A 16,792-nucleotide genomic window follows, 5' to 3' on the forward strand; every position below is an offset into this window, starting at 1 on the left:
GGCCCGGCACTCTTCGGGCACCAGTTTCCCTCGCCAGGAATGGAGCATCCGATGAGTCGTTCGGCACGTAACCTCGCGGTGGTGGGGGTGGTCGGCGCGATGGCGCTGGCCACATCCTCCCCAGCCGTGGCCCGGACCGACAAGCCGCCGACCAGAGGGGGCAACTGTCTGGTCCAGTACCTCGACGACCGCGGCGGGATCGTCCGCACCGAGACCGAACCCGAGGGTCGGGAGCACGGTCAGTTCCGCTGCGTCGCCGGGCAGTGGACGTTCGCCTGGGCCCCGTACGAGGTGGACGACATGATCGTGGCCGACGAGCTCTGGCTCGACCCGTCCGGCACCGTCTCGGTCCGACGGTTCACCGGTCCCGCGCTCGGCAACGACCTCACACTGCGCGAGATCACCGCCATCGCCCAGGCCGTCACCGGCAGCGGCGAGGTGCTGATCGACCGCGCGATCGTGGCGGTCGACGACGGAAAGGAACGCACCCCGGAGCAGGTCGAGGCGCTGCTGGCCGGCAAGGACACCACAGGCGTACGCGTGCTGAAGACCATCGACAAGCCGGATCCCGCCGCGTCGACGAAGGACATCATCGACGAGGCCGGCGGCACCCCCGAGTCCACAGTCGTCTACTTCAGCATCCTGGGCGCGATCAGGTCGGCGCTCGCGTGGGTCGCGGACACGATCAGCGACATCGGTGAGTGGATCGGCGAGCACTGTGACTGGGGGCCCTCTCCCAGCGGCCTGGGCGTGGTGGTCACATGTCGCTGGTAGCCCGTACGACCCCGACAGCTCTGCGGGACGTCATCAGGCGCGTCACCGTCGTCACCGCGGCACTGGTCGTCGCGCTGGTGGCCTCGTACGCTCCCTCGCACGCCGCCGACGACGCTGCCCGGCAGACGGTCACCGACCAGCCCGGCGCTCCGGGAATCATGTTTCAACGGTTCGAGGAGATGACCGGCCAACCCGTCGGCGACCTGGACACGGTGCTGGCCGTCGACACCGGAGGCCGGACCCTCACCGCCGACCAACTCGAAGCGCTCGTCGCCGGCAGAGAGGTCGACGGCGTCACGGTCCTGGGGGCGATGTCCGGCGGCCGGGACGTCCTCGACACGACCATGGCCGACCTTGCGGACGGCGTGTACGACGGCAGGGGTGACAGTGGGACCGCGACGTCCTCCCTGCTCTTCGCCTCGTCCACGCCGGAGGGCCGGGAGTGGTGCCTGACCATGTGCATGGCCTCGGGCAAGTCCTTCTGGGAGTGCGTCCTGTCGCGTCGCGGCGACCAGACGCTCACCCTCGACCTCGGCGGCGACACCACTGTGGGCGGGATGAAGGCCGCCTTCGAGAAGGCCAACGGCGTCGCCGCCGAGGGCCCGTACGCCGTCGACACGTTGACCGGCGACGGCGAACCGTCGGCGCAGGAGATCGAGACGCTGCTCGCCGGGAGGGACGTCGACTCGCTGCGCCGGGTGGCGAGCGTGCCGGGGCCGGACGCCGGGTGGGCGCTCGGCGACGTCGCCGAGAAGTCGGGCGTCCCCTATGTGAAGACGAGGATCCACATCTTCACTTTCGGGCTGCCACTCGTCGGGAAGGTCCTCGTGGTCTGCGTCTCGCACAACGACGGGAAGACCTGGAAGTGCTCGGCCCGCCCGTGGGGTGGGTTCTAGCGGTCGACGAGTCCGCTCCGCGTCGACCGGTCGGTCGAGGCGGAGCGGGATCGGCGCGTCACGGCGCGGTAGGGGTTGCGGCTCAGGTCTCGCTCAACGCGCCGGCCACGGCCTGCCGGAGGGTCGCCGGTGGGCGGCCGAGCAGCCGGGCCAGGTCCTCGGTCTGCCGTTCCAGCGCCCCGGACCGGGCCAGGCCCATCAGGAAGCCCATCGGCCCCGGCGTCTCGTCGGCGGCCTCGTGATAGTCGACGGTCTTCCCGGTGGCGTCCTCAGGACCTCGGCGAGCTGTGGGTACGTCCACAAGGGGCCGGTCAGGTCGTAGCCACGACCCAGGTACGCGTCGTCGGTCAGCACGCGCACCGCCGCCGCGGCGAGGTCCGCGCGGAGTGCGGTGTTGAGCCCACGCCCGCCGGTGCCACTGGTGAGCGTCCCGGACGCGGCGGCGGCACGCAGGCCCGCGTTGAGGAACGCCTCGCTGTAGAACGGGTTCCGCAGCATCGCGTACGCGATCCCGCTCTCGATGATCGCCCGTTCGGTGGCGTGGTGGGCGGCGTTCATTCCCGAGCCGTCGCGGTCGGCGCCCAGGAAACTGGTGTAGGCGATCGCGCGTACGCCGTTGGCGGTGGCTGCCTCCAGCGCGGCCAGATGGTGCCCGACCCGGCGGTCCGGAGCCAGCTCGGGCGAGGAGATCAGCAGCAGCCGCTCCGCGTGGCGAAACGCCGAGCGGAGGCTCGCGGGATCGTCGTAGTCGCCGTGCCGCACGGCAACGCCGAGCGCGGCCAGTTCGGCGGCGCGCGCGGGTTGGCGTACCACCGCGACGACCCGATCGGCGGGGACCCGCGTCAGGAGTTGCCGGACGACGAGCCGGCCGAGTGCTCCGGAGGCAGCGGAGACGACGATCACGTGGTTCCTTCCCACCCTGGTGTTGATCAGGCCGGTGTCAGGAAACACCCCGCTGCCGGATCGTGCCACCGATTTCGGGGCCTCACACAGTTGCCAGCCGCGCCGGGTCGAGCCGGGCGAGGCGGGCCGCGTCCCGGCCCGGCGGCAGCCCGAACAGTCGTCGGTACTCGCGGCTGAACTGCGACGCGCTCTCATAGCCGACCGCGAACCCGACGGCCGCCACGTCACCGGGATCGGCCAGCAGCCGGGCCCGCGCCTCCTGCAGGCGCACCATCTTCTGGAACTGGATCGGCGTCATCGTCGTGATCGCCCGGAAGTGGCGGTGCAGCGACGTCACGCTCATTCCGGCCACGCGCGCCACGTCCTCGACGCGGAACAGGTCGGCGTGGTGCTCGCGGATCCACCGGATCGCCCGCTCGATCTGGACGACGTTGCCGTCGCCCACCCCGATCTGGCGGACCGTCCCGCCCTGTTCGCTGGTCAGCAACCGCCAGACGAGTTCGCGCTCCACACCCGCCCAGAGCACGCGCTGGTCGTCGGGGCGGTCGAGCAGCCGCAGCAGCCGCACCACCGCGTCGAGCAGGTCGTCGTCGGCGGTGCTGACCGCGATGCCCGCCGCCGGCTCGCCGGTGGCCGGGGGCGCGTCCAACAGCAGGTCCGCGATCAGCGACGGCCGCAGCGCGAGGCCCAGCACCAGGTACGGCTCGGCGCGGCTGGCCTGGCTGACGTGGCTGATCACCGGCAGCTCCATGGAGGCGACGATGAACTGCCCGACGCCGTACGAGAAGACACCGTCGCCCAGCACCGCGTACTTCGCGCCCTGCGCGACGAGCGCGAAGAGTGGCGCGGTCTGGGCCGGCATCGGCTCGGTGGGCGTGTCGGTGCGGTGCAGGACGAGACCGCCGGGCGTGGGCCGGCCGGCGTGGCGCAGCACCAGGTCGCGGATCTCCGGCAGAGCGGTCATGCGCCCATCCTGCCGAGAATGGCAGGATCAGGCAATGCGCTGGCAGTATCGACCTACGGGGTCGGCGGTTTCCGGGTGTGTACTGGGTGCATGCCACTCGATCACTTTGTCACGCTGGGCCGCTCCGGCCTGCGCATCAGTCCGTACACCCTGGGTGCCATGACCTTCGGCGAGGACCACGGCTGGGGCGCCCCGGTCGACGAGTCGGAGGCGATGATCAGCGAGTACCTGGAACGTGGCGGCAACTCCATCGACACCGCAAACATCTACACCAACGGTCACTCCGAGAAGATCATCGGTGACTACCTGGCCGCCCGGCCCGGCCTGCGCGACCGGATCATTCTCGGCTCGAAGTTCTTCGGCAACCTCTTCCCGGGCGACCCCAACGGCGGCGGCGCCGGGCGCAAGGCGGTGGTCGCCCAGGCCGAGGAGTCGCTGCGCCGGCTGCGCACCGACCACCTGGACATCTACTGGCTGCACAACTGGGACCGTGGCGTACCGGTCGAGGAGACGCTGCGCGCCCTGGACGACCTCGTCACGGCCGGCAAGATCCGCTACGTGGGCCTGTCCGACCTGCCCGCGTGGAAGGCCGCCGAGGCGCAGGTCGTCGCGCACTTCCGGGGCTGGACGCCGGCGATCGGGATGCAGTTGGAGTACTCGCTGCTCGAACGGACTGTCGAGGGGGAGCTCATCCCGATGGCGGGCGAGCACGGTCTCGGCGTCCTGCCGTGGAGTCCGCTCAAGAGCGGTTGGCTCTCCGGCAAGTACGTGCGCGGCGCCAGCGACATCGACACGACCCGCGCCGCACTGGTGGGCGGCCCGAGCGAGCGCGACTGGCAGGTGATCGACGTGTTGCACGAGGTCGCGGCCGACGCCGGCGTGACACCGGCGGCGGTGGCGCTGGCCTGGATCGGCGCCCGACCGGGTGTGTCGTCGGTGCTGATCGGGGCGCGGCGTCTCGACCAACTGAAGGCGAACCTGGCCGCGGTGGACGTGCGGTTGTCGCCGGAGCAGACCGCACGGCTCGACGAGGTGTCGGCACCGGCTCTCAACTTCCCGGCCGACAACAACCGGTACCTCGCGCCGAGGCTCGCCTTCGCCGGCGCGACTGTGGACGGCCAGCCCAGCCCGCCGTCGCCCTTCCTCGGCAACGGCGTCCGGTACTGAACACCCGCACGCGCGGTCCAGGACATCCGGCGGGTGGACGCCACCGGTCACCATGACGGCATGGGTAAGTGGCAACGCCCGTACTCTCTCGACGCCACGACCGGCTTCGCGATGCTGGGGCTGGTGGGGGTGGCCGCCGCCGTCTCGTTACTCGTGATCGCGTACGTGCGCGGGTGGCCGATGCCGGTGCCGACCCCGGTCGCGATCCTTTTCGGGGCGTGGATGGCCATCTGCCTCGCCGTCGCCGTACGGCAGGCGATGCTCGGGGTCTACGTCAGCGCGGCCGGCGTCCGGTCCCGGACGCTACTGCGCACGACAACGGTTCCGTGGGCATCGGTGGCGTCCATCCACAGCGGCATCGCCACCATCGCGGGACTGGACATGGGTCGCTCCGCGATCATCATCGAGCGAACCGACGGGGTCGCGGTCCAGACCGCGCTCCAGCGCGGTGACCTGCTGCGGCCGTTCACGTTCCGGCCCGAACTGGGACGGCTGGCCACCTGGCCGGAGCACTACGACGAGATCCTGACGACACTGCGGGCACACCAGCGCGACGCGCAGCCCCGAGACGCCGCGCAGGCCGATGGGCCGGCGCGGCAGTCCACCGCCGGTGCCGCCACGGGACGCCGGTCCGCGGGAGTTGGCCGGTCCGTGACCAACCATGGCGGCCCGACGGCTGAGCAGCGACGGGACGTCCACGCGCTGACCCGGCAGCACCAGCGGGGCGCGCTCACCGACGCCGAGTTCGCCGCCGCGCTGGCCAGGATTCAGGGCCCCGACGCCGGCTAGCGGGTGAGCCTGGCCAATGACCGCGCCAGCCGGGATGCGAGGCTGACGGGTGTGCCGTCCCTACTCGCGCGTCGCGTGTACGAAGCCTGTCACCTGACCGGATCGTTCCGGCTGCGATCCGGTCAGGTGAGCCCCGAGTACTTCGACAAGTATCTGTTCGAGGGGCAGCCCGATCTGTTGCGCGACGTGGCCGAGGCGATGGTCGCCCTGCTGCCCGGGTGCGACGTGCTGGCCGGGATGGAGATGGGCGGCATACCGATCGCCACGGTCATGTCACAGATGACCGGGCTGCCGACTGTCTTCGTTCGCAAGCAGGCCAAGGAGTACGGCACCCGCAAGGCGGCCGAGGGTGGCCCCGTGGACGGCAGGCGCGTCGTGGTGATCGAGGACGTCGTCACGACGGGCGGGGCGCTACTGGCGTCGTGCCGGCAACTGCGCGCGGGCGGCGCGGTGATCGACACCGTGGTGTGCGCGATCGACCGTGAGCAGGGCGGACGGCAGAACCTCGCCGCCGACGGGCTGGGGTTGCGCGCCGCCCTCAGTCGACACGATCTGGAACGTTCCGCGTCGGCCTGACCGCCTCCCGCTCCGCTACGGGGTAGCGCGGGCTGTACCGCAGGAGGGCAGCAGGAGGGATCGTCCCGGAATCGGAATCCTTGAACCATTGATGGGGTCAAGCGAGTCCGATACCGAGGAGCCCGTCATGCCCCTGCAAGAGCGCACGTCCGCCCGCCGCCGCCGGACCCTGCGGGCGGCCGCCGGGACGCTGGCCGCCGTCGCCGTCCTGACCGGCCCTCCGGCGTTCGCCGCGGCCGAATCCGGTCGGCCCGCCGGCCCACGCGACGCCGTGCAGCGGCACCTGGACCAGCTGGTCAGCGAGGACGGCTTTCCCGGCGTGCTCGCCTCGGTGCGGGGAGCCGACGGACGCGTCCACGACTACACCGCCGGCGTGCGCGACCTCCGCTCGCACGCTCCGGTTCCCCGCGACGGCCAGGTCCGCATCGGCAGCAACACCAAGACCTTCACCGCCGTGGTCGTCCTGCAACTGGTGGGGGAGGGCCGCATCGACCTCGACGCCACTGTCGAGCACTACCTGCCCGGCGTCGTACGGGGCAACGGCAACGACGGCGGAGCGATCACCGTACGTCAGCTGCTGCAGCAGACGAGCGGCCTGCCCGACTACGACGACGTGCTGTTCACGCAGCCGCAGGACCTGATCGACAAGAGTCACTCGTACTACCAGCCGCGCCGGCTGGTGGACGCCGCGCTCACGAACGCCCCGCGCTTCGCGCCCGGGGTGAAGTGGGAGTACAGCAACACCAACTACGTCCTCGCGGGGCTCATCGTCGAGCAGGTCACCGAACGTCCCATCGGCGAGGAGATCACCGACCGTGTCATCGGGCCGCTCGGACTGCGCGACACGTACTGGCCGGGCGTGGGGGAGCAGCGCCTTCGGGGCACGCACCCCCACGGCTACGTCGCGGTGGCCCCGGGCGCTGCGTGGGTGGACGTCACCGCCATGGACCCGTCCCTGGGCTGGGCCGCCGGCCAACTGGTCTCGACCCCGGACGAGCTGCGGACCTTCTTCGAGGCGCTCGTCGGTGGCCGGCTGCTCAAGCCCGCGCAGCAGGCGGCCATGATGACGACAGTGCCCGCGCCCGGCTTCGAACCGTCCGGCGAGTACGAGTACGGGCTGGGCATCGCCCGGCACGAGCTGCCCTGCGGCGGCGACGCCTGGGGCCACGGCGGCGACATCCAGGGCTTCGAGACCCGCAACCTCGTCACCGAGGACGGCCGCGGCGCCGTCGTCGCCGTGACCGGTCTGCCGACCGGTGAGCAGATGCTCGCCGACGTGAACGGCAGCGTCGACGCGGCGCTGTGCACCGTCCACTGAGGTGGCGGCACCTGTTGCTCCAACCGCGCCCCGCGGACCGGATCACCGGTCTGCGGGGCGCTGCCCGTGTGACGCGTGGGTTCGGGGACCGACCCGTTCTCCTGACAGCGAGGTCACGACAGGGTCGCGGCGGTCTCCGTCCGGCTGGCGGTGACGCGGCGGCGGCGCACCGGGTACGGGATGGGGTGGGTGATGCTCCATGCGGCGCCCCGGCACACGACCTCCTTGTAGCGGGCCGCCAGCCGTCCGGTGAGCAGGGACGGCTTGGCCCGGTCGTCGGCGGTCACGTACTGGATGATGCCGTCGCGGCGGCCGAGGCTGATGCACTGGTTGAAGTAGCCCAGCGGGGCCTTCGGGATCTTCACCTGACCGGTCAGGCGCGCGGCGATGGCGTCGGCGGCCTGCCAGGCCATCGGGCCTCCCGAGGCGCAGGACATCCGCAGGGGCTTGCCGCCCGGCCCGGCGGCGAGTGCGGCGTCGCCGACGGCGTACACGTCGGGGTGCGAGACGGAGCGCATGGTGTCGTCGACGACGATCTGCCCGCTGGCCGCGACCGTCAGGGTCGTGGCGGCGGCGAGGGGGTGGACGGCGAAGCCGGCCGTCCACACGGTCACCTGGGCTGGGATCGTCCGACCGTCGACGGTGACGACGCCGGTCGCCTCCACCCGGGCGATGTCGGTGTGCTCGTGGACGGTGATGCCGAGCCGGGCCGTGACGCCCCGCAGGTGCTGTCGTGCCTTTCCGGTGAGCCAGTCACCGAGGCTGCCGCGGGTGGCGAGCGCGACGTCGAGGTCGGGCCGGGCCTCGGCGATCTCGGTGGCCGCTTCGAGGCCGGTGAGGCCCCCGCCGACGACGAGCACCGTCGCGCCGGCCGCGAGCTGGCCGAGGCGGTCACGCAACCGCAGCGCCGACGGCCGGCCGGCGACGTCGTACGCGTGCTCGGCGACACCGGGCACGCCGTGGTCGGCGGCGGCGCTGCCGAGGGCGTACACGAGGGTGTCGTAGGCGATCTCGTCGGCGCCGCTCTCGTCGGTCAGCGCGACAGTCCTGCGGTCGACGTCGACGGCGGTGACCCGGGCCCGTCGCACCCGCACGCCGGTGCCCGCGTACACCTGGCTCAGCTCGCGGCGCTTGAGGTCCTGGCCGGTGGCGAGCTGGTGCATGCGGACCCGCTCGACGAAGTCGGCCTCGGCGTTGACGACGGTGATCTCGATGTCGTCGGGGTGCAGTCGCCGGGCGAGACGCCCGGCGGCGATCGCTCCGGCGTATCCGGCTCCGAGGACGACGATGCGGTGCTTCATGGCGGCACTCCTGTCTCGGTGATGGTCGCTTCCTGAACCGGACGGCGACGCGATTGCTGACAGGAGGTGGCTATGACCTGGGTCACCAGACGTGCAGGAGCGGTTCCGAGTGCTCGGTGGTGGACCACTGGCGCGTGACGCGTTCGAGCTTGTCGGGGTTCACCTGGATGCGGATGGCCGCGACACCGTCGGGTGTCACCTCCAGGGACATGACGCCGACGACCTGGTCGCCGGTCACCACGACCACCGCCGGGCCGCCGTTGACGACCTCGGCGTAGAGGGCCGGGCTGCCGCTGACCAGGTTCCGCTTGGCGTCGCTGGGCCGGAACAGGCCCCGCAGGAATTTCGCCACCGCCAGCGCGCCGCTGATCGGCGTGGTCCGGGCCGGGATCTTGCCGCCACCGTCGCCGACGCTTGTCGCGTCGTCGGTGAGCAGCGCCACCAGCCGCTGGACCTCGCCGTTGTTGGCCGCCATGAGGAACTCGGTGACGATCTTGCGCGCGGCGGCGCTGTCGACCTCCGCGCGGGCCCGGTCGGCGGTGACGTGCTGCCGGGCACGCCGGTAGATCTGCTGGCAGTTCGACTCGCTGACGCCGAGGATCTCGGCGATCTCACCGTGCGGGTAGCCGAACGCCTCGCGCAGCACGTACACCGCGCGCTCGTTGGGCGACAGCCGCTCCAGCAGGGTGAGCACCGCCATGGAGACCGATTCGCGCTGCTCGACGGTGTCGACCGGGCCGAGCATCCGGTCCCCGGCGAGCACCGGCTCGGGAAGCCACGTCCCCACGTACGTCTCCCGCCGGGCGCGCGCCGAGGTGAGCTGGTTGAGGCACAGGTTGGTGAGCACCCTCGTCAGCCACGCCTCGGGCGTCTCGACGTGCTCCCGGTCGGCGGACTGCCAGCGCAGGAACGTGTCCTGGACCGCGTCCTCGGCGTCGCTGGCCGAGCCCAGCAGCCGGTAGGCGATCGCCTCCAGGCGGCCCCTGGAGCGCTCGAACACCTCGACCTCATCCGGACGCAGCGGCATGGCTCGACAGTAGCCGCGTCCGTCGCGCGGCCCGCCGAGCAGTGGGCGAGGCGCGGCGGACGGTCGGAACCGGCGGTTCAGCAGGCGGACCGCAGGTGATTGTTCCGGTACCACGAGCAGATCTTCGACACGCCTGGCTTCAGCGCCAGCTGGCGGCGCAGTTGATCCTGCCCGTCGGCCGACAGACCGGGGGTGAACTCGACGAAGCTGATCTGCCCCCCGTCGCCGTCGTCGTACCGGGTGTGCACGCCGACCACGCTCACGTCTCCCGGCCCGACGAGGTCGGTCACCTCGGTATCCGCGTCGGTGTGGACGACGAAGCCGACCGGCGGGGACGTCAGCGAGTCGTGCACCGCTCCCGCTGACGCCACGACCGGGACGACCACCAGCGCCGCGCCGACGAGCACCGACAGCCGGGCCCGCCACGGCGACCGCCGCGGGTCCGCGGTGGTGGCCAGCAGGACCAGCATCGCCGGCAGGAGCCCGGCCGGCACCGGCCCGCAGGCCAGGACGAGCAACGAGACACCCACAGCCAGGCAGGCGTACGTGAACTGCCGCCCCCGCGCGACGAACAACGGGACCGCCGTCAGCGCGACCGTGACCCACCCGAACCGGAAACGCAGGGTGTCGCCCCCGGTCTGGTACGCCCAGCCGAGCAGGACCACGGAAGCCACCAGCGCGGCCACCACCAGGAGGCGCTGCCACGCGTGCACCCGGTGCACCGCCGACGTCTGGGTCATCGTCACGGCGGCAGTGTGCCAGCCCGGGGCAACGAGGCGCTTCGCCCTTGCGCCCACGGACGCTGTCGTATCGTGCGGACATGACACACCCGGTGTGGGCGGACGCCGACGCGTACGAGGCGTACGTGGGTCGGTGGAGCCGCCTGGTCGCGGCCGACTTCGTACGCGGACTGGCCGTGGCACCCGGGCGGCACTGGCTGGACGTGGGCTGCGGCACCGGCGCGTTGACCGCGACGGTCCTCGCCGAGGCCGATCCCGCCCGGATCGCCGGCATCGACCCCTCGGCGGGCTTCGTCGCCCAGGCGCGTGCCCGCGTCCAGGACGCGCGGGCGAGCTTCCACGTCGGTGACGCCCGCGCGCTGCCGGTGCCCGATGACGCCGTCGACGTGGTGGTCAGCGGGCTGACGCTCAACTTCGTGCCCGAGCCGGCGCGGGCGGTCGCCGAGTTCGCCCGGGTCGTCCGGCCGGCGGGGGCGGTGTCCGCGTACGTGTGGGACTACACGGAGGGCATGGCGATGATGCGGCACTTCTGGGCCGCCGTCGCCCACCTCGACCCGGGTGCGGCGGGGCGGGACGAGGCGAGCCGGTTCAGCATGTGCCGGCCTGAACCGTTGCGGGACCTGTGGGTGGACGCCGGCCTGCGGGACGTGTCGGTCCGGCCGGTGGACGTGCCGACGGTGTTCGCCGACTTCGACGACTACTGGCGGCCGTTCCTCGGCGGGCAGGGCAGCGCCCCGTCGTACGTCACCTCGCTGGGTGAGCCGCAACGGGCGGCGTTGCGGGACCTGTTGGCCGCCCGGCTGCCGATCGAGCCGGACGGCTCGATCCGGCTCACCGCGCGGGCCTGGGCCGTGGCGGGCACGGCGCCGTAGCAGGGACGGCTCGGGCCGGTTGCCGGAGGCCGGCGCGACAGGCGAAGGACACCACCTGTCGTCCGCTCGCGGCACGCCGGTAGCCCAGCACCACCCGCCGGACGCATGACCCGACACCAGGGCGATTGTCGCTAACCGGACAAGACGGTAAAGCCCCTGGTAGAGCACGCTTAGGGCAGGCGAGGAGGCGGACGGATGTCGGGCCACATCCCAGTCCTCCGGCCCATCGCGGACAGCATCGTCCACGTCGGTGCCGCCCTCGCCCAGCCCGACCCCGCCACGGCGGGCACGGCACAGCCGCCGGCCCGACCACACGTACGGCGCGGTCGCCCACACCGCCGCGGGTGCCCGCGGCGGTGGCCATCGCCCACCGCCGGCGCCGCCGTCCACCGGCCGCGCCGCCGCTCCCGTGCTCCACCAGCCTTCCCGCATCGTGGATCTCGCCTGGCCCGGCGTCGCTCACCCGCGCGTCCGCCCGGCGACCTCATCAGAGAGGCCCTGACATGGCGGCTCCTACCGCGACCGCAGCCCTGAACGCGTCCGTCTTCGCGCCGGGCGACCAGATGCTGCTGACCGTCACGTACTCCGACGCCGACACCAAACCGCTGACCGTCACCATCGTGGTCACCGACGCGCAGGGCAACAGCAGCGCGCCGGTCAAGGTCACCGCGGTCATCGACCCGCTGACCGTGACCGTCAGCGACAACTCCGGGCGTACCTGGTCCCGGGTCTCCGACAACGGCTCGGTCGCCGTGTACCGGGCGGTGGCGTGATGCCCCGGGTCACCGTCCAGGTCCGCGACGCGGCCGGCAACACCGCGACGGCCGGGGTCGACTACAGCCTGCGCCAACCGGTCCTCGGGGGCTACTACCTGTCCGGCGGCGCCGACCCGACGGCCGACATGGCCGGCGGCAACTTCCGCTCGCTGACCCAGTACCGCAGCTTCGCCGACGGGTACGTCTTTCCCGGCTACAACCGGCCGTGGCTCATCAACCTGGGCAAGGCCGGGGTGCAGATCAACATGGTCCTGGAGCTGAAGCACTACGGCGCTGGCGACGCCGGGCCGCAGACCTTCACGGTGGACGGCGTCAGCTACACCGTGCCGGCGCCGTCGATGACCATCCAGCAGCGACCCGGCACCACCTGGCCGAAGGCGTACGGGTACACCCAGGTGCTCAACGGCCAGTGCGACGGTCTGTTCGCCCGCGCCCTGTCCCAGTACCGGACGCTCGGCTTCGGGGTGAACATCCAGCTCGCGTCCGAGTTGGACACGGACCACGAGTTCGGCACGACCGAGGCGGGCAAGGCGTACACCTGGGCCGAGTCCGACGCGCGGGCGGTGCAGGCCATGACCTACATCGTCACCTGGTTCAAGGCCCGCACGTTGCCGGCCGGGACGACCTTCTCGGTCGGGTTGGGCGGCTTCGACCGGGCGTGTTTCCAGCGCACCCACCCGGAGTCGCTGATGTCGCGGCTGGACTACCTGCAGTGGAACGCCTACGCGACAGCGGTCGGCCAGACCGCGCTGGCCCGCTTCCGCCGGACGAAGGACTGGGCGGTCGCGGATCTCGGCCCGGTGGCGCTGTCCCGACCGGTGATCATCGCGGAGTACGGGGTGCGGTCGGCCGAAATCCCGGACCAGGCGGCCTGGATCGCTACAGTTCCCGCGGCGATCGCCCAGCTCAACGCCGAGCGTGGACCCCGTATCGCGCGGACCAACTACTTCAACTCCGGGTGGGGCACGCTGTCGCCGAAGTCGGCCGGGTTGGCCGCGCTGCGCACCGCGTACGCCACCCGGCCGTACGTCTGACGCGGGCCCGGAGCCGGCGGTACTGTCGACCCGGCCGTCCACCGTTCGCAGTGGGCCCGGCACGCCGTCCGCCGGCCAGTGCTCACGCCCCATGCGGCGGGCCGGCCTGCTCCGCCAGCCAGCGCCAGTCGTGCCAGGTGGCGAGCCGGTTCGCGTACAACGTCTCGGCGAGACGGTACGGGTACGGCCCGAGGAACAGGCGCAACGGCGGCTCGGCGGAGTCGACGAGTTGCAGGATGACGCCGGCGGTCAGCGCCGGATCGTCGGGCGTACGCGTGGACGCGCCGGCGCGGCGTGCCTGCCGTACCGGCTCGTACGCCTCGATCGGCTCGGTGTGCGCGGCCGAGTCCCCGGACCAGTCGGTGCCGTACGGGCCCGGCTCCACGATCGTCACCGTCACCCCGAGCGGGGCGAGTTCGGCCGACAGGGCCTCGCTGAGCCCTTCCAATGCCCACTTCGACGCGTTGTAGAGCCCCAGGGTGGGGAAGGCGCCGATGCCCCCGATGCTGGAAACCTGGAGGAGGTGGCCGGTGCCCTGCGCCCGCAGCACCGGCAGGGCGGCCTGGGTCACCCAGAGCGCGCCGAAGAAGTTCGTCTCCAGTTGCGCGCGGGCCTGCTGCTCGGTCGTCTCCTCGACCATGCCGAACAGCCCGTAACCCGCGTTGTTGACGACGACGTCGAGCCGGCCGAACGCCGCCGCGGCCCGGGACACCGCGTCGAACACGGCCGGGCGGTCGGTCACGTCCAGGGTCAGCGGCAGGACCCGGTCCCCGTACGCCCCGGTCAGATTCTCAAGCGTCCGGAGGTCCCGTGCCGTGGCGGCGACCTGATCGCCGCGTTCGAGTGCGGCCTCGGCCCAGATGCGGCCGAAACCGCGGGACGCGCCGGTGATGAACCATGTCTTCATGACTCGACCCTGCGCCAGCGGACGCCGGCCTGCCAGCACCCTGACGGGGCTAGGCTGGCGGGAATGAACGGCGAGAACGCGCTGGGCGACTTCCTGAAGGCGCGTCGCGGGCGGGTCCGGCCGGGCGAGGCGGGGGTGACCTCGTTCGGGCGCCGACGCGTACCAGGACTACGCCGTGACGAACTGGCTCGTCTCGCGGGCGTCAGCCAGCATTATCTGACCCGCCTGGAACAGGGCACGGACCGCAACCCGTCGCCGCAGGTGCTGAACGCCCTGGCGAGCGCGTTGCAGTTGAACGAGGACGAGCGGGCACATCTCACCGCGCTGGCCACCCCCGCGCCGCCAGCGCGCGAGCACGCCGCGGCCTCCGACGCCGTGCAGCAGCTCATCGACTCGTTCGGCCAGACGCCCGCGTACGTCCGCGACCGCCGCTTCGACGTGCTGGCGGCGAACAAGCTCGCCATGGCGCTGTCCCCGCTCTACACACCCGGTCAGAACCTGGTCCGCGGCATGTTCCGCGACCCCACGGTGCGCACGCTGTTCCCCGACTGGGCCCAGATCGCCGCGCAGAGCGTCGCCGCGCTCCGGGCCGAAGCCGACCCGCGCGACCCCGCGACGACCGACCTCATCGCCGAGCTGCTGGCCGACGGCCGTTTCCGCGACGTCTGGACCGCGCACGACGTCCGGCCGACACGCGACGAGGTCAAGCGATTCCACCACCCCGTCGTCGGGCCGCTCACCCTCCGGCGGGAGACGCTTGCCGTCGCCGGCGCCGACGGTCAGGTGATCATCGCCTACCAGGCGGCGCCGGAGACACCCTCGGCGTACGCCCTGGCCAGGCTGCTCTGAGGTCCGGGGCGTCGGGCCGCGCCTCAGCCCTGGCCGAACCGCTGGGCGTACGTGTCGCGCAGCTCGGCCCAGCCGAAGTCCTTGGCCTCGGCGCCCCGGATCGGGCCTACCGGGTCGCCGTCGAGCAGCTTCTCGGCCACGTCGAGGCAGAGGTGCCAGCCGGCCGCGACCATCGGCAGCATGCCCCGGTCGGCGACGGTGTGCCGCAGGGTGAGCCGGGTGCCGGCGCCCACGGGAGTCAGCTCCCAGCGCAGCAGGTCGTCACCCCAGGTGTATTCGAGCAGGTGGGGCGGCTCGGCCCGGCGTACCGTCGCCGGTTGCTCCGCGGTGGTCTCGCCGTCGATGAGGGTGAGCACGGCGGCGCCGGGGTCGCCGAGGTTCCGGTCGGCGAGGAACGGGGCCCACTGGGCGAGCTGTGCCGGCTCGGTCAGCGCCGCCCACACGGTGGCCGGCGGGTGCCGCAGGTCACGGACGAAGACCAGGACGGCGCCGCCGTCGGTGGGCTCGGCGCGCACCTCGGCGGGTGGGCTCGGGCGGAACGCGTCGCGGTTCATTCACTGCTCCTGACTGTCGAGGTGTCGTTCGAGGGCGTCCAGGTGCCGCGTCCAGAGCCGGCGGTACGGGTCGAGCCAGCCGTCCACCGCCCGCAGCGGGCCCGGCTCGAGGCGGTAGATCCGTTGCCGGGCCGCGGTCCGGCAGGTGACGAAGCCGGCCTCGCGCAGCACCCGCAGGTGCTTGGACACGGCCGGCTGGCTGACCCCGAGCCCGTCGACCAGCTCGCCCACACTGCGGTCGGTGTCGCGGAGCGCATCGAGGATCCGTCGCCGGGTGGGCTCGGCGAGGACGGTGAAGGCGTCGGTGGACACCAGGCCAATATGCCTCAAGCGTTATATGACCGTCAAGGAATATGACCGGGCCGCCCGTCCGGACGCGGTCCGCCGATCGGCTCCCTATGCTCGGACGCATGGAACTGCGGATCTTCACCGAGCCCCAGCAGGGTGCCACCTACGACCAGTTGCTCGCGGTGGCCCGCCGCGCCGAGGACGCCGGTTTCGGCGCGTTCTTCCGGTCCGACCACTACCTCAAGATGGGCGGGGTGAGCGGCGATCCCGGCCCCACCGACGCGTGGACCACCCTGGCCGGCCTGGCCCGGGACACCAGCCGCATCCGGCTCGGCACGCTGATGACCGCAGCGACCTTCCGGCTCCCGGGCCCGCTGGCGATCACCGTGGCTCAGGTGGACCAGATGAGCGGCGGCCGGGTGGAGCTGGGCATCGGCACCGGCTGGTACGCCGACGAACACACCGCGTACGGCATTCCGTTCCCAGCCCTGGGCGAGCGGTTCGACCGGCTCGAGGAGCAGCTCGCGGTCATCACCGGTTTGTGGTCCACCCCGGACGGGCAGCGGTTCAGCCACGACGGCCGGTACTACCCGGTCAGCGACTCCCCGGCCCTGCCCAAGCCGGTGCAGCAGCCCCGCCCGCCGATCCTGCTCGGCGGGATGGGTCCGAAGCGCACGCCCCGGCTGGCCGCCCGCTACGCCGACGAGTTCAACCTGCCGTTCGCCTCGACGGCGGACTCGGCGGCGCAGTTCGAGCGGGTGCGCGCGGCGTGCGCCGAGATCGGTCGGGACCCGGGCGACCTGGTCTGGTCCAACGCCCTGGTGCTGTGCTGTGGGCGCGACGACGCCGAGGTGGCCCGCCGGGCCGCCGCCATCGGCCGCGAGCCGGACGAGCTGCGGGCCAACGGTCTCGCCGGCACGCCCGACGAGGTCCTGGACACCATCGGCCGGTACGCGAAGATCGGCAGCCAGCGGCTCTATCTCCAGGTGCTCGACCTGACCGACCTGGACCACCTCGACCTGGTCGCCACCGAGGTGATGGCGAACCTCTGAGCCCG

General features: G+C 72.3%; 20 protein-coding genes. 11 read left to right on the forward strand and 9 right to left on the reverse strand.

Going from position 1 to position 16,792, the window contains the following annotated elements:
* The first annotated feature begins 51 nt into the window (after positions 1-51).
* Both AB0B97_RS23370 and AB0B97_RS23375 read left to right on the forward strand, forming a co-directional pair.
* The gene (locus AB0B97_RS23370; RefSeq protein ID WP_357496380.1) at positions 52-774 is read left to right on the forward strand and encodes a hypothetical protein; all 723 of its coding nucleotides are present in this window, start codon (positions 52-54) and stop codon (positions 772-774) included.
* Complete coding sequence (locus AB0B97_RS23375; protein ID WP_357496382.1) at positions 762-1,670, forward strand: hypothetical protein; 909 nt, start codon at positions 762-764, stop codon at positions 1,668-1,670. The genes AB0B97_RS23370 and AB0B97_RS23375 overlap by 13 nt, the downstream gene beginning before the upstream one ends.
* 82 nt (positions 1,671-1,752) lie before the next feature.
* Here AB0B97_RS23375 and AB0B97_RS23380 read toward each other — a convergent pair whose 3' ends face one another.
* The 3 genes from AB0B97_RS23380 to AB0B97_RS23390 all read right to left on the reverse strand — a co-directional run bounded on the left by AB0B97_RS23380 (position 1,753) and on the right by AB0B97_RS23390 (position 3,537).
* Positions 1,753-1,881, reverse strand: a complete 129-nt coding sequence (locus AB0B97_RS23380) for a hypothetical protein (RefSeq protein ID WP_357496384.1) — start codon at positions 1,879-1,881, stop codon at positions 1,753-1,755.
* Entirely contained in the window at positions 1,869-2,573 is a 705-nt protein-coding gene (locus AB0B97_RS23385) for an NAD(P)H-binding protein (RefSeq protein ID WP_357496386.1), read from the reverse strand. Before AB0B97_RS23385 ends, AB0B97_RS23380 begins: the two co-directional genes overlap by 13 nt.
* An 82-nt stretch (positions 2,574-2,655) precedes the next feature.
* Complete coding sequence (locus tag AB0B97_RS23390; protein ID WP_357496388.1) at positions 2,656-3,537, reverse strand: AraC family transcriptional regulator; 882 nt, start codon at positions 3,535-3,537, stop codon at positions 2,656-2,658.
* Positions 3,538-3,627: 90 nt separating this feature from the next.
* Here AB0B97_RS23390 and AB0B97_RS23395 point away from each other — a divergent pair, with 90 nt between their 5' ends.
* From AB0B97_RS23395 to AB0B97_RS23410, 4 genes are all read left to right on the forward strand, one after another.
* On the forward strand, positions 3,628-4,704 hold the full coding sequence (locus tag AB0B97_RS23395) for an aldo/keto reductase (RefSeq protein ID WP_357496390.1): 1,077 nt from the start codon (positions 3,628-3,630) through the stop codon (positions 4,702-4,704).
* A gap of 60 nt (positions 4,705-4,764) precedes the next feature.
* Positions 4,765-5,493, forward strand: a complete 729-nt coding sequence (locus tag AB0B97_RS23400; RefSeq protein WP_357496392.1) for a hypothetical protein — start codon at positions 4,765-4,767, stop codon at positions 5,491-5,493.
* A gap of 51 nt (positions 5,494-5,544) precedes the next feature.
* The gene (pyrE, locus tag AB0B97_RS23405; protein WP_357496394.1) at positions 5,545-6,069 is read left to right on the forward strand and encodes an orotate phosphoribosyltransferase; all 525 of its coding nucleotides are present in this window, start codon (positions 5,545-5,547) and stop codon (positions 6,067-6,069) included.
* A 127-nt stretch (positions 6,070-6,196) separates the two neighbouring features.
* The gene (locus tag AB0B97_RS23410; RefSeq protein ID WP_357496396.1) at positions 6,197-7,387 is read left to right on the forward strand and encodes a serine hydrolase domain-containing protein; all 1,191 of its coding nucleotides are present in this window, start codon (positions 6,197-6,199) and stop codon (positions 7,385-7,387) included.
* A 113-nt stretch (positions 7,388-7,500) separates the two neighbouring features.
* Here the strand turns inward: AB0B97_RS23410 and AB0B97_RS23415 are convergent, their stop codons facing one another.
* The 3 genes from AB0B97_RS23415 to AB0B97_RS23425 form a co-directional block, all read right to left on the reverse strand.
* Positions 7,501-8,688 (reverse strand): FAD-dependent oxidoreductase, encoded by a 1,188-nt coding sequence (locus tag AB0B97_RS23415; protein WP_357496398.1) that lies wholly within the window; start codon positions 8,686-8,688, stop codon positions 7,501-7,503.
* Between the two features lie 82 nt (positions 8,689-8,770).
* Entirely contained in the window at positions 8,771-9,715 is a 945-nt protein-coding gene (locus AB0B97_RS23420) for an RNA polymerase sigma-70 factor (protein WP_234584410.1), read from the reverse strand.
* A 77-nt stretch (positions 9,716-9,792) separates the two neighbouring features.
* Positions 9,793-10,461, reverse strand: a complete 669-nt coding sequence (locus AB0B97_RS23425; RefSeq protein ID WP_357496400.1) for a hypothetical protein — start codon at positions 10,459-10,461, stop codon at positions 9,793-9,795.
* Between the two features lie 74 nt (positions 10,462-10,535).
* Between AB0B97_RS23425 and AB0B97_RS23430 the strand changes: the two genes are divergently transcribed.
* From AB0B97_RS23430 to AB0B97_RS23440, 3 genes are all read left to right on the forward strand, one after another.
* Positions 10,536-11,327 carry a class I SAM-dependent methyltransferase gene (locus AB0B97_RS23430; protein WP_357496402.1) on the forward strand — a complete coding sequence of 264 codons (792 nt, stop codon included), beginning with the start codon at positions 10,536-10,538 and terminating at the stop codon, positions 11,325-11,327.
* 503 nt (positions 11,328-11,830) lie between these two features.
* Entirely contained in the window at positions 11,831-12,100 is a 270-nt protein-coding gene (locus tag AB0B97_RS23435; protein WP_234584413.1) for a hypothetical protein, read from the forward strand.
* The gene (locus tag AB0B97_RS23440) at positions 12,100-13,137 is read left to right on the forward strand and encodes a hypothetical protein (protein ID WP_357496405.1); all 1,038 of its coding nucleotides are present in this window, start codon (positions 12,100-12,102) and stop codon (positions 13,135-13,137) included. Before AB0B97_RS23435 ends, AB0B97_RS23440 begins: the two co-directional genes overlap by 1 nt.
* Positions 13,138-13,219: 82 nt before the next feature.
* Here AB0B97_RS23440 and AB0B97_RS23445 read toward each other — a convergent pair whose 3' ends face one another.
* On the reverse strand, positions 13,220-14,044 hold the full coding sequence (locus tag AB0B97_RS23445; RefSeq protein WP_357496407.1) for an SDR family oxidoreductase: 825 nt from the start codon (positions 14,042-14,044) through the stop codon (positions 13,220-13,222).
* 63 nt (positions 14,045-14,107) lie between these two features.
* On the opposite strand from AB0B97_RS23445, the gene AB0B97_RS23450 reads away from it, so the two are divergent.
* Positions 14,108-14,893: a helix-turn-helix transcriptional regulator gene (locus AB0B97_RS23450; RefSeq protein ID WP_357496409.1), complete on the forward strand. Its 786-nt coding sequence runs from the start codon at positions 14,108-14,110 to the stop codon at positions 14,891-14,893.
* A gap of 23 nt (positions 14,894-14,916) precedes the next feature.
* Here the strand turns inward: AB0B97_RS23450 and AB0B97_RS23455 are convergent, their stop codons facing one another.
* Together AB0B97_RS23455 and AB0B97_RS23460 are read right to left on the reverse strand one after the other, a co-directional pair.
* Entirely contained in the window at positions 14,917-15,447 is a 531-nt protein-coding gene (locus AB0B97_RS23455; protein WP_357496411.1) for an SRPBCC family protein, read from the reverse strand.
* Positions 15,448-15,759 (reverse strand): metalloregulator ArsR/SmtB family transcription factor, encoded by a 312-nt coding sequence (locus AB0B97_RS23460; RefSeq protein WP_357496413.1) that lies wholly within the window; start codon positions 15,757-15,759, stop codon positions 15,448-15,450.
* A 98-nt stretch (positions 15,760-15,857) separates the two neighbouring features.
* Between AB0B97_RS23460 and AB0B97_RS23465 the strand changes: the two genes are divergently transcribed.
* Complete coding sequence (locus AB0B97_RS23465) at positions 15,858-16,787, forward strand: LLM class F420-dependent oxidoreductase (RefSeq protein WP_357496415.1); 930 nt, start codon at positions 15,858-15,860, stop codon at positions 16,785-16,787.
* Positions 16,788-16,792: the final 5 nt, after the last annotated feature.

Source organism: Micromonospora sp. NPDC049004, assembly GCF_040649315.1.
Lineage (GTDB): Bacteria > Actinomycetota > Actinomycetes > Mycobacteriales > Micromonosporaceae > Micromonospora.

Coding starts and splice junctions, on each gene's coding strand:
- AB0B97_RS23370 (WP_357496380.1), top strand. CDS start 52: ATGAGTCGTTCGGCACGTAACCTCGCGGTGGTGGGGGTGGTCGGCGCG.
- AB0B97_RS23375 (WP_357496382.1), top strand. CDS start 762: ATGTCGCTGGTAGCCCGTACGACCCCGACAGCTCTGCGGGACGTCATC.
- AB0B97_RS23380 (WP_357496384.1), bottom strand. CDS start 1,881: ATGGGCTTCCTGATGGGCCTGGCCCGGTCCGGGGCGCTGGAACGGCAG.
- AB0B97_RS23390 (WP_357496388.1), bottom strand. CDS start 3,537: ATGACCGCTCTGCCGGAGATCCGCGACCTGGTGCTGCGCCACGCCGGC.
- AB0B97_RS23395 (WP_357496390.1), top strand. CDS start 3,628: ATGCCACTCGATCACTTTGTCACGCTGGGCCGCTCCGGCCTGCGCATC.
- AB0B97_RS23400 (WP_357496392.1), top strand. CDS start 4,765: ATGGGTAAGTGGCAACGCCCGTACTCTCTCGACGCCACGACCGGCTTC.
- AB0B97_RS23410 (WP_357496396.1), top strand. CDS start 6,197: ATGCCCCTGCAAGAGCGCACGTCCGCCCGCCGCCGCCGGACCCTGCGG.
- AB0B97_RS23415 (WP_357496398.1), bottom strand. CDS start 8,688: ATGAAGCACCGCATCGTCGTCCTCGGAGCCGGATACGCCGGAGCGATC.
- AB0B97_RS23420 (WP_234584410.1), bottom strand. CDS start 9,715: ATGCCGCTGCGTCCGGATGAGGTCGAGGTGTTCGAGCGCTCCAGGGGC.
- AB0B97_RS23430 (WP_357496402.1), top strand. CDS start 10,536: ATGACACACCCGGTGTGGGCGGACGCCGACGCGTACGAGGCGTACGTG.
- AB0B97_RS23435 (WP_234584413.1), top strand. CDS start 11,831: ATGGCGGCTCCTACCGCGACCGCAGCCCTGAACGCGTCCGTCTTCGCG.
- AB0B97_RS23440 (WP_357496405.1), top strand. CDS start 12,100: ATGCCCCGGGTCACCGTCCAGGTCCGCGACGCGGCCGGCAACACCGCG.
- AB0B97_RS23445 (WP_357496407.1), bottom strand. CDS start 14,044: ATGAAGACATGGTTCATCACCGGCGCGTCCCGCGGTTTCGGCCGCATC.
- AB0B97_RS23450 (WP_357496409.1), top strand. CDS start 14,108: ATGAACGGCGAGAACGCGCTGGGCGACTTCCTGAAGGCGCGTCGCGGG.
- AB0B97_RS23455 (WP_357496411.1), bottom strand. CDS start 15,447: ATGAACCGCGACGCGTTCCGCCCGAGCCCACCCGCCGAGGTGCGCGCC.
- AB0B97_RS23465 (WP_357496415.1), top strand. CDS start 15,858: ATGGAACTGCGGATCTTCACCGAGCCCCAGCAGGGTGCCACCTACGAC.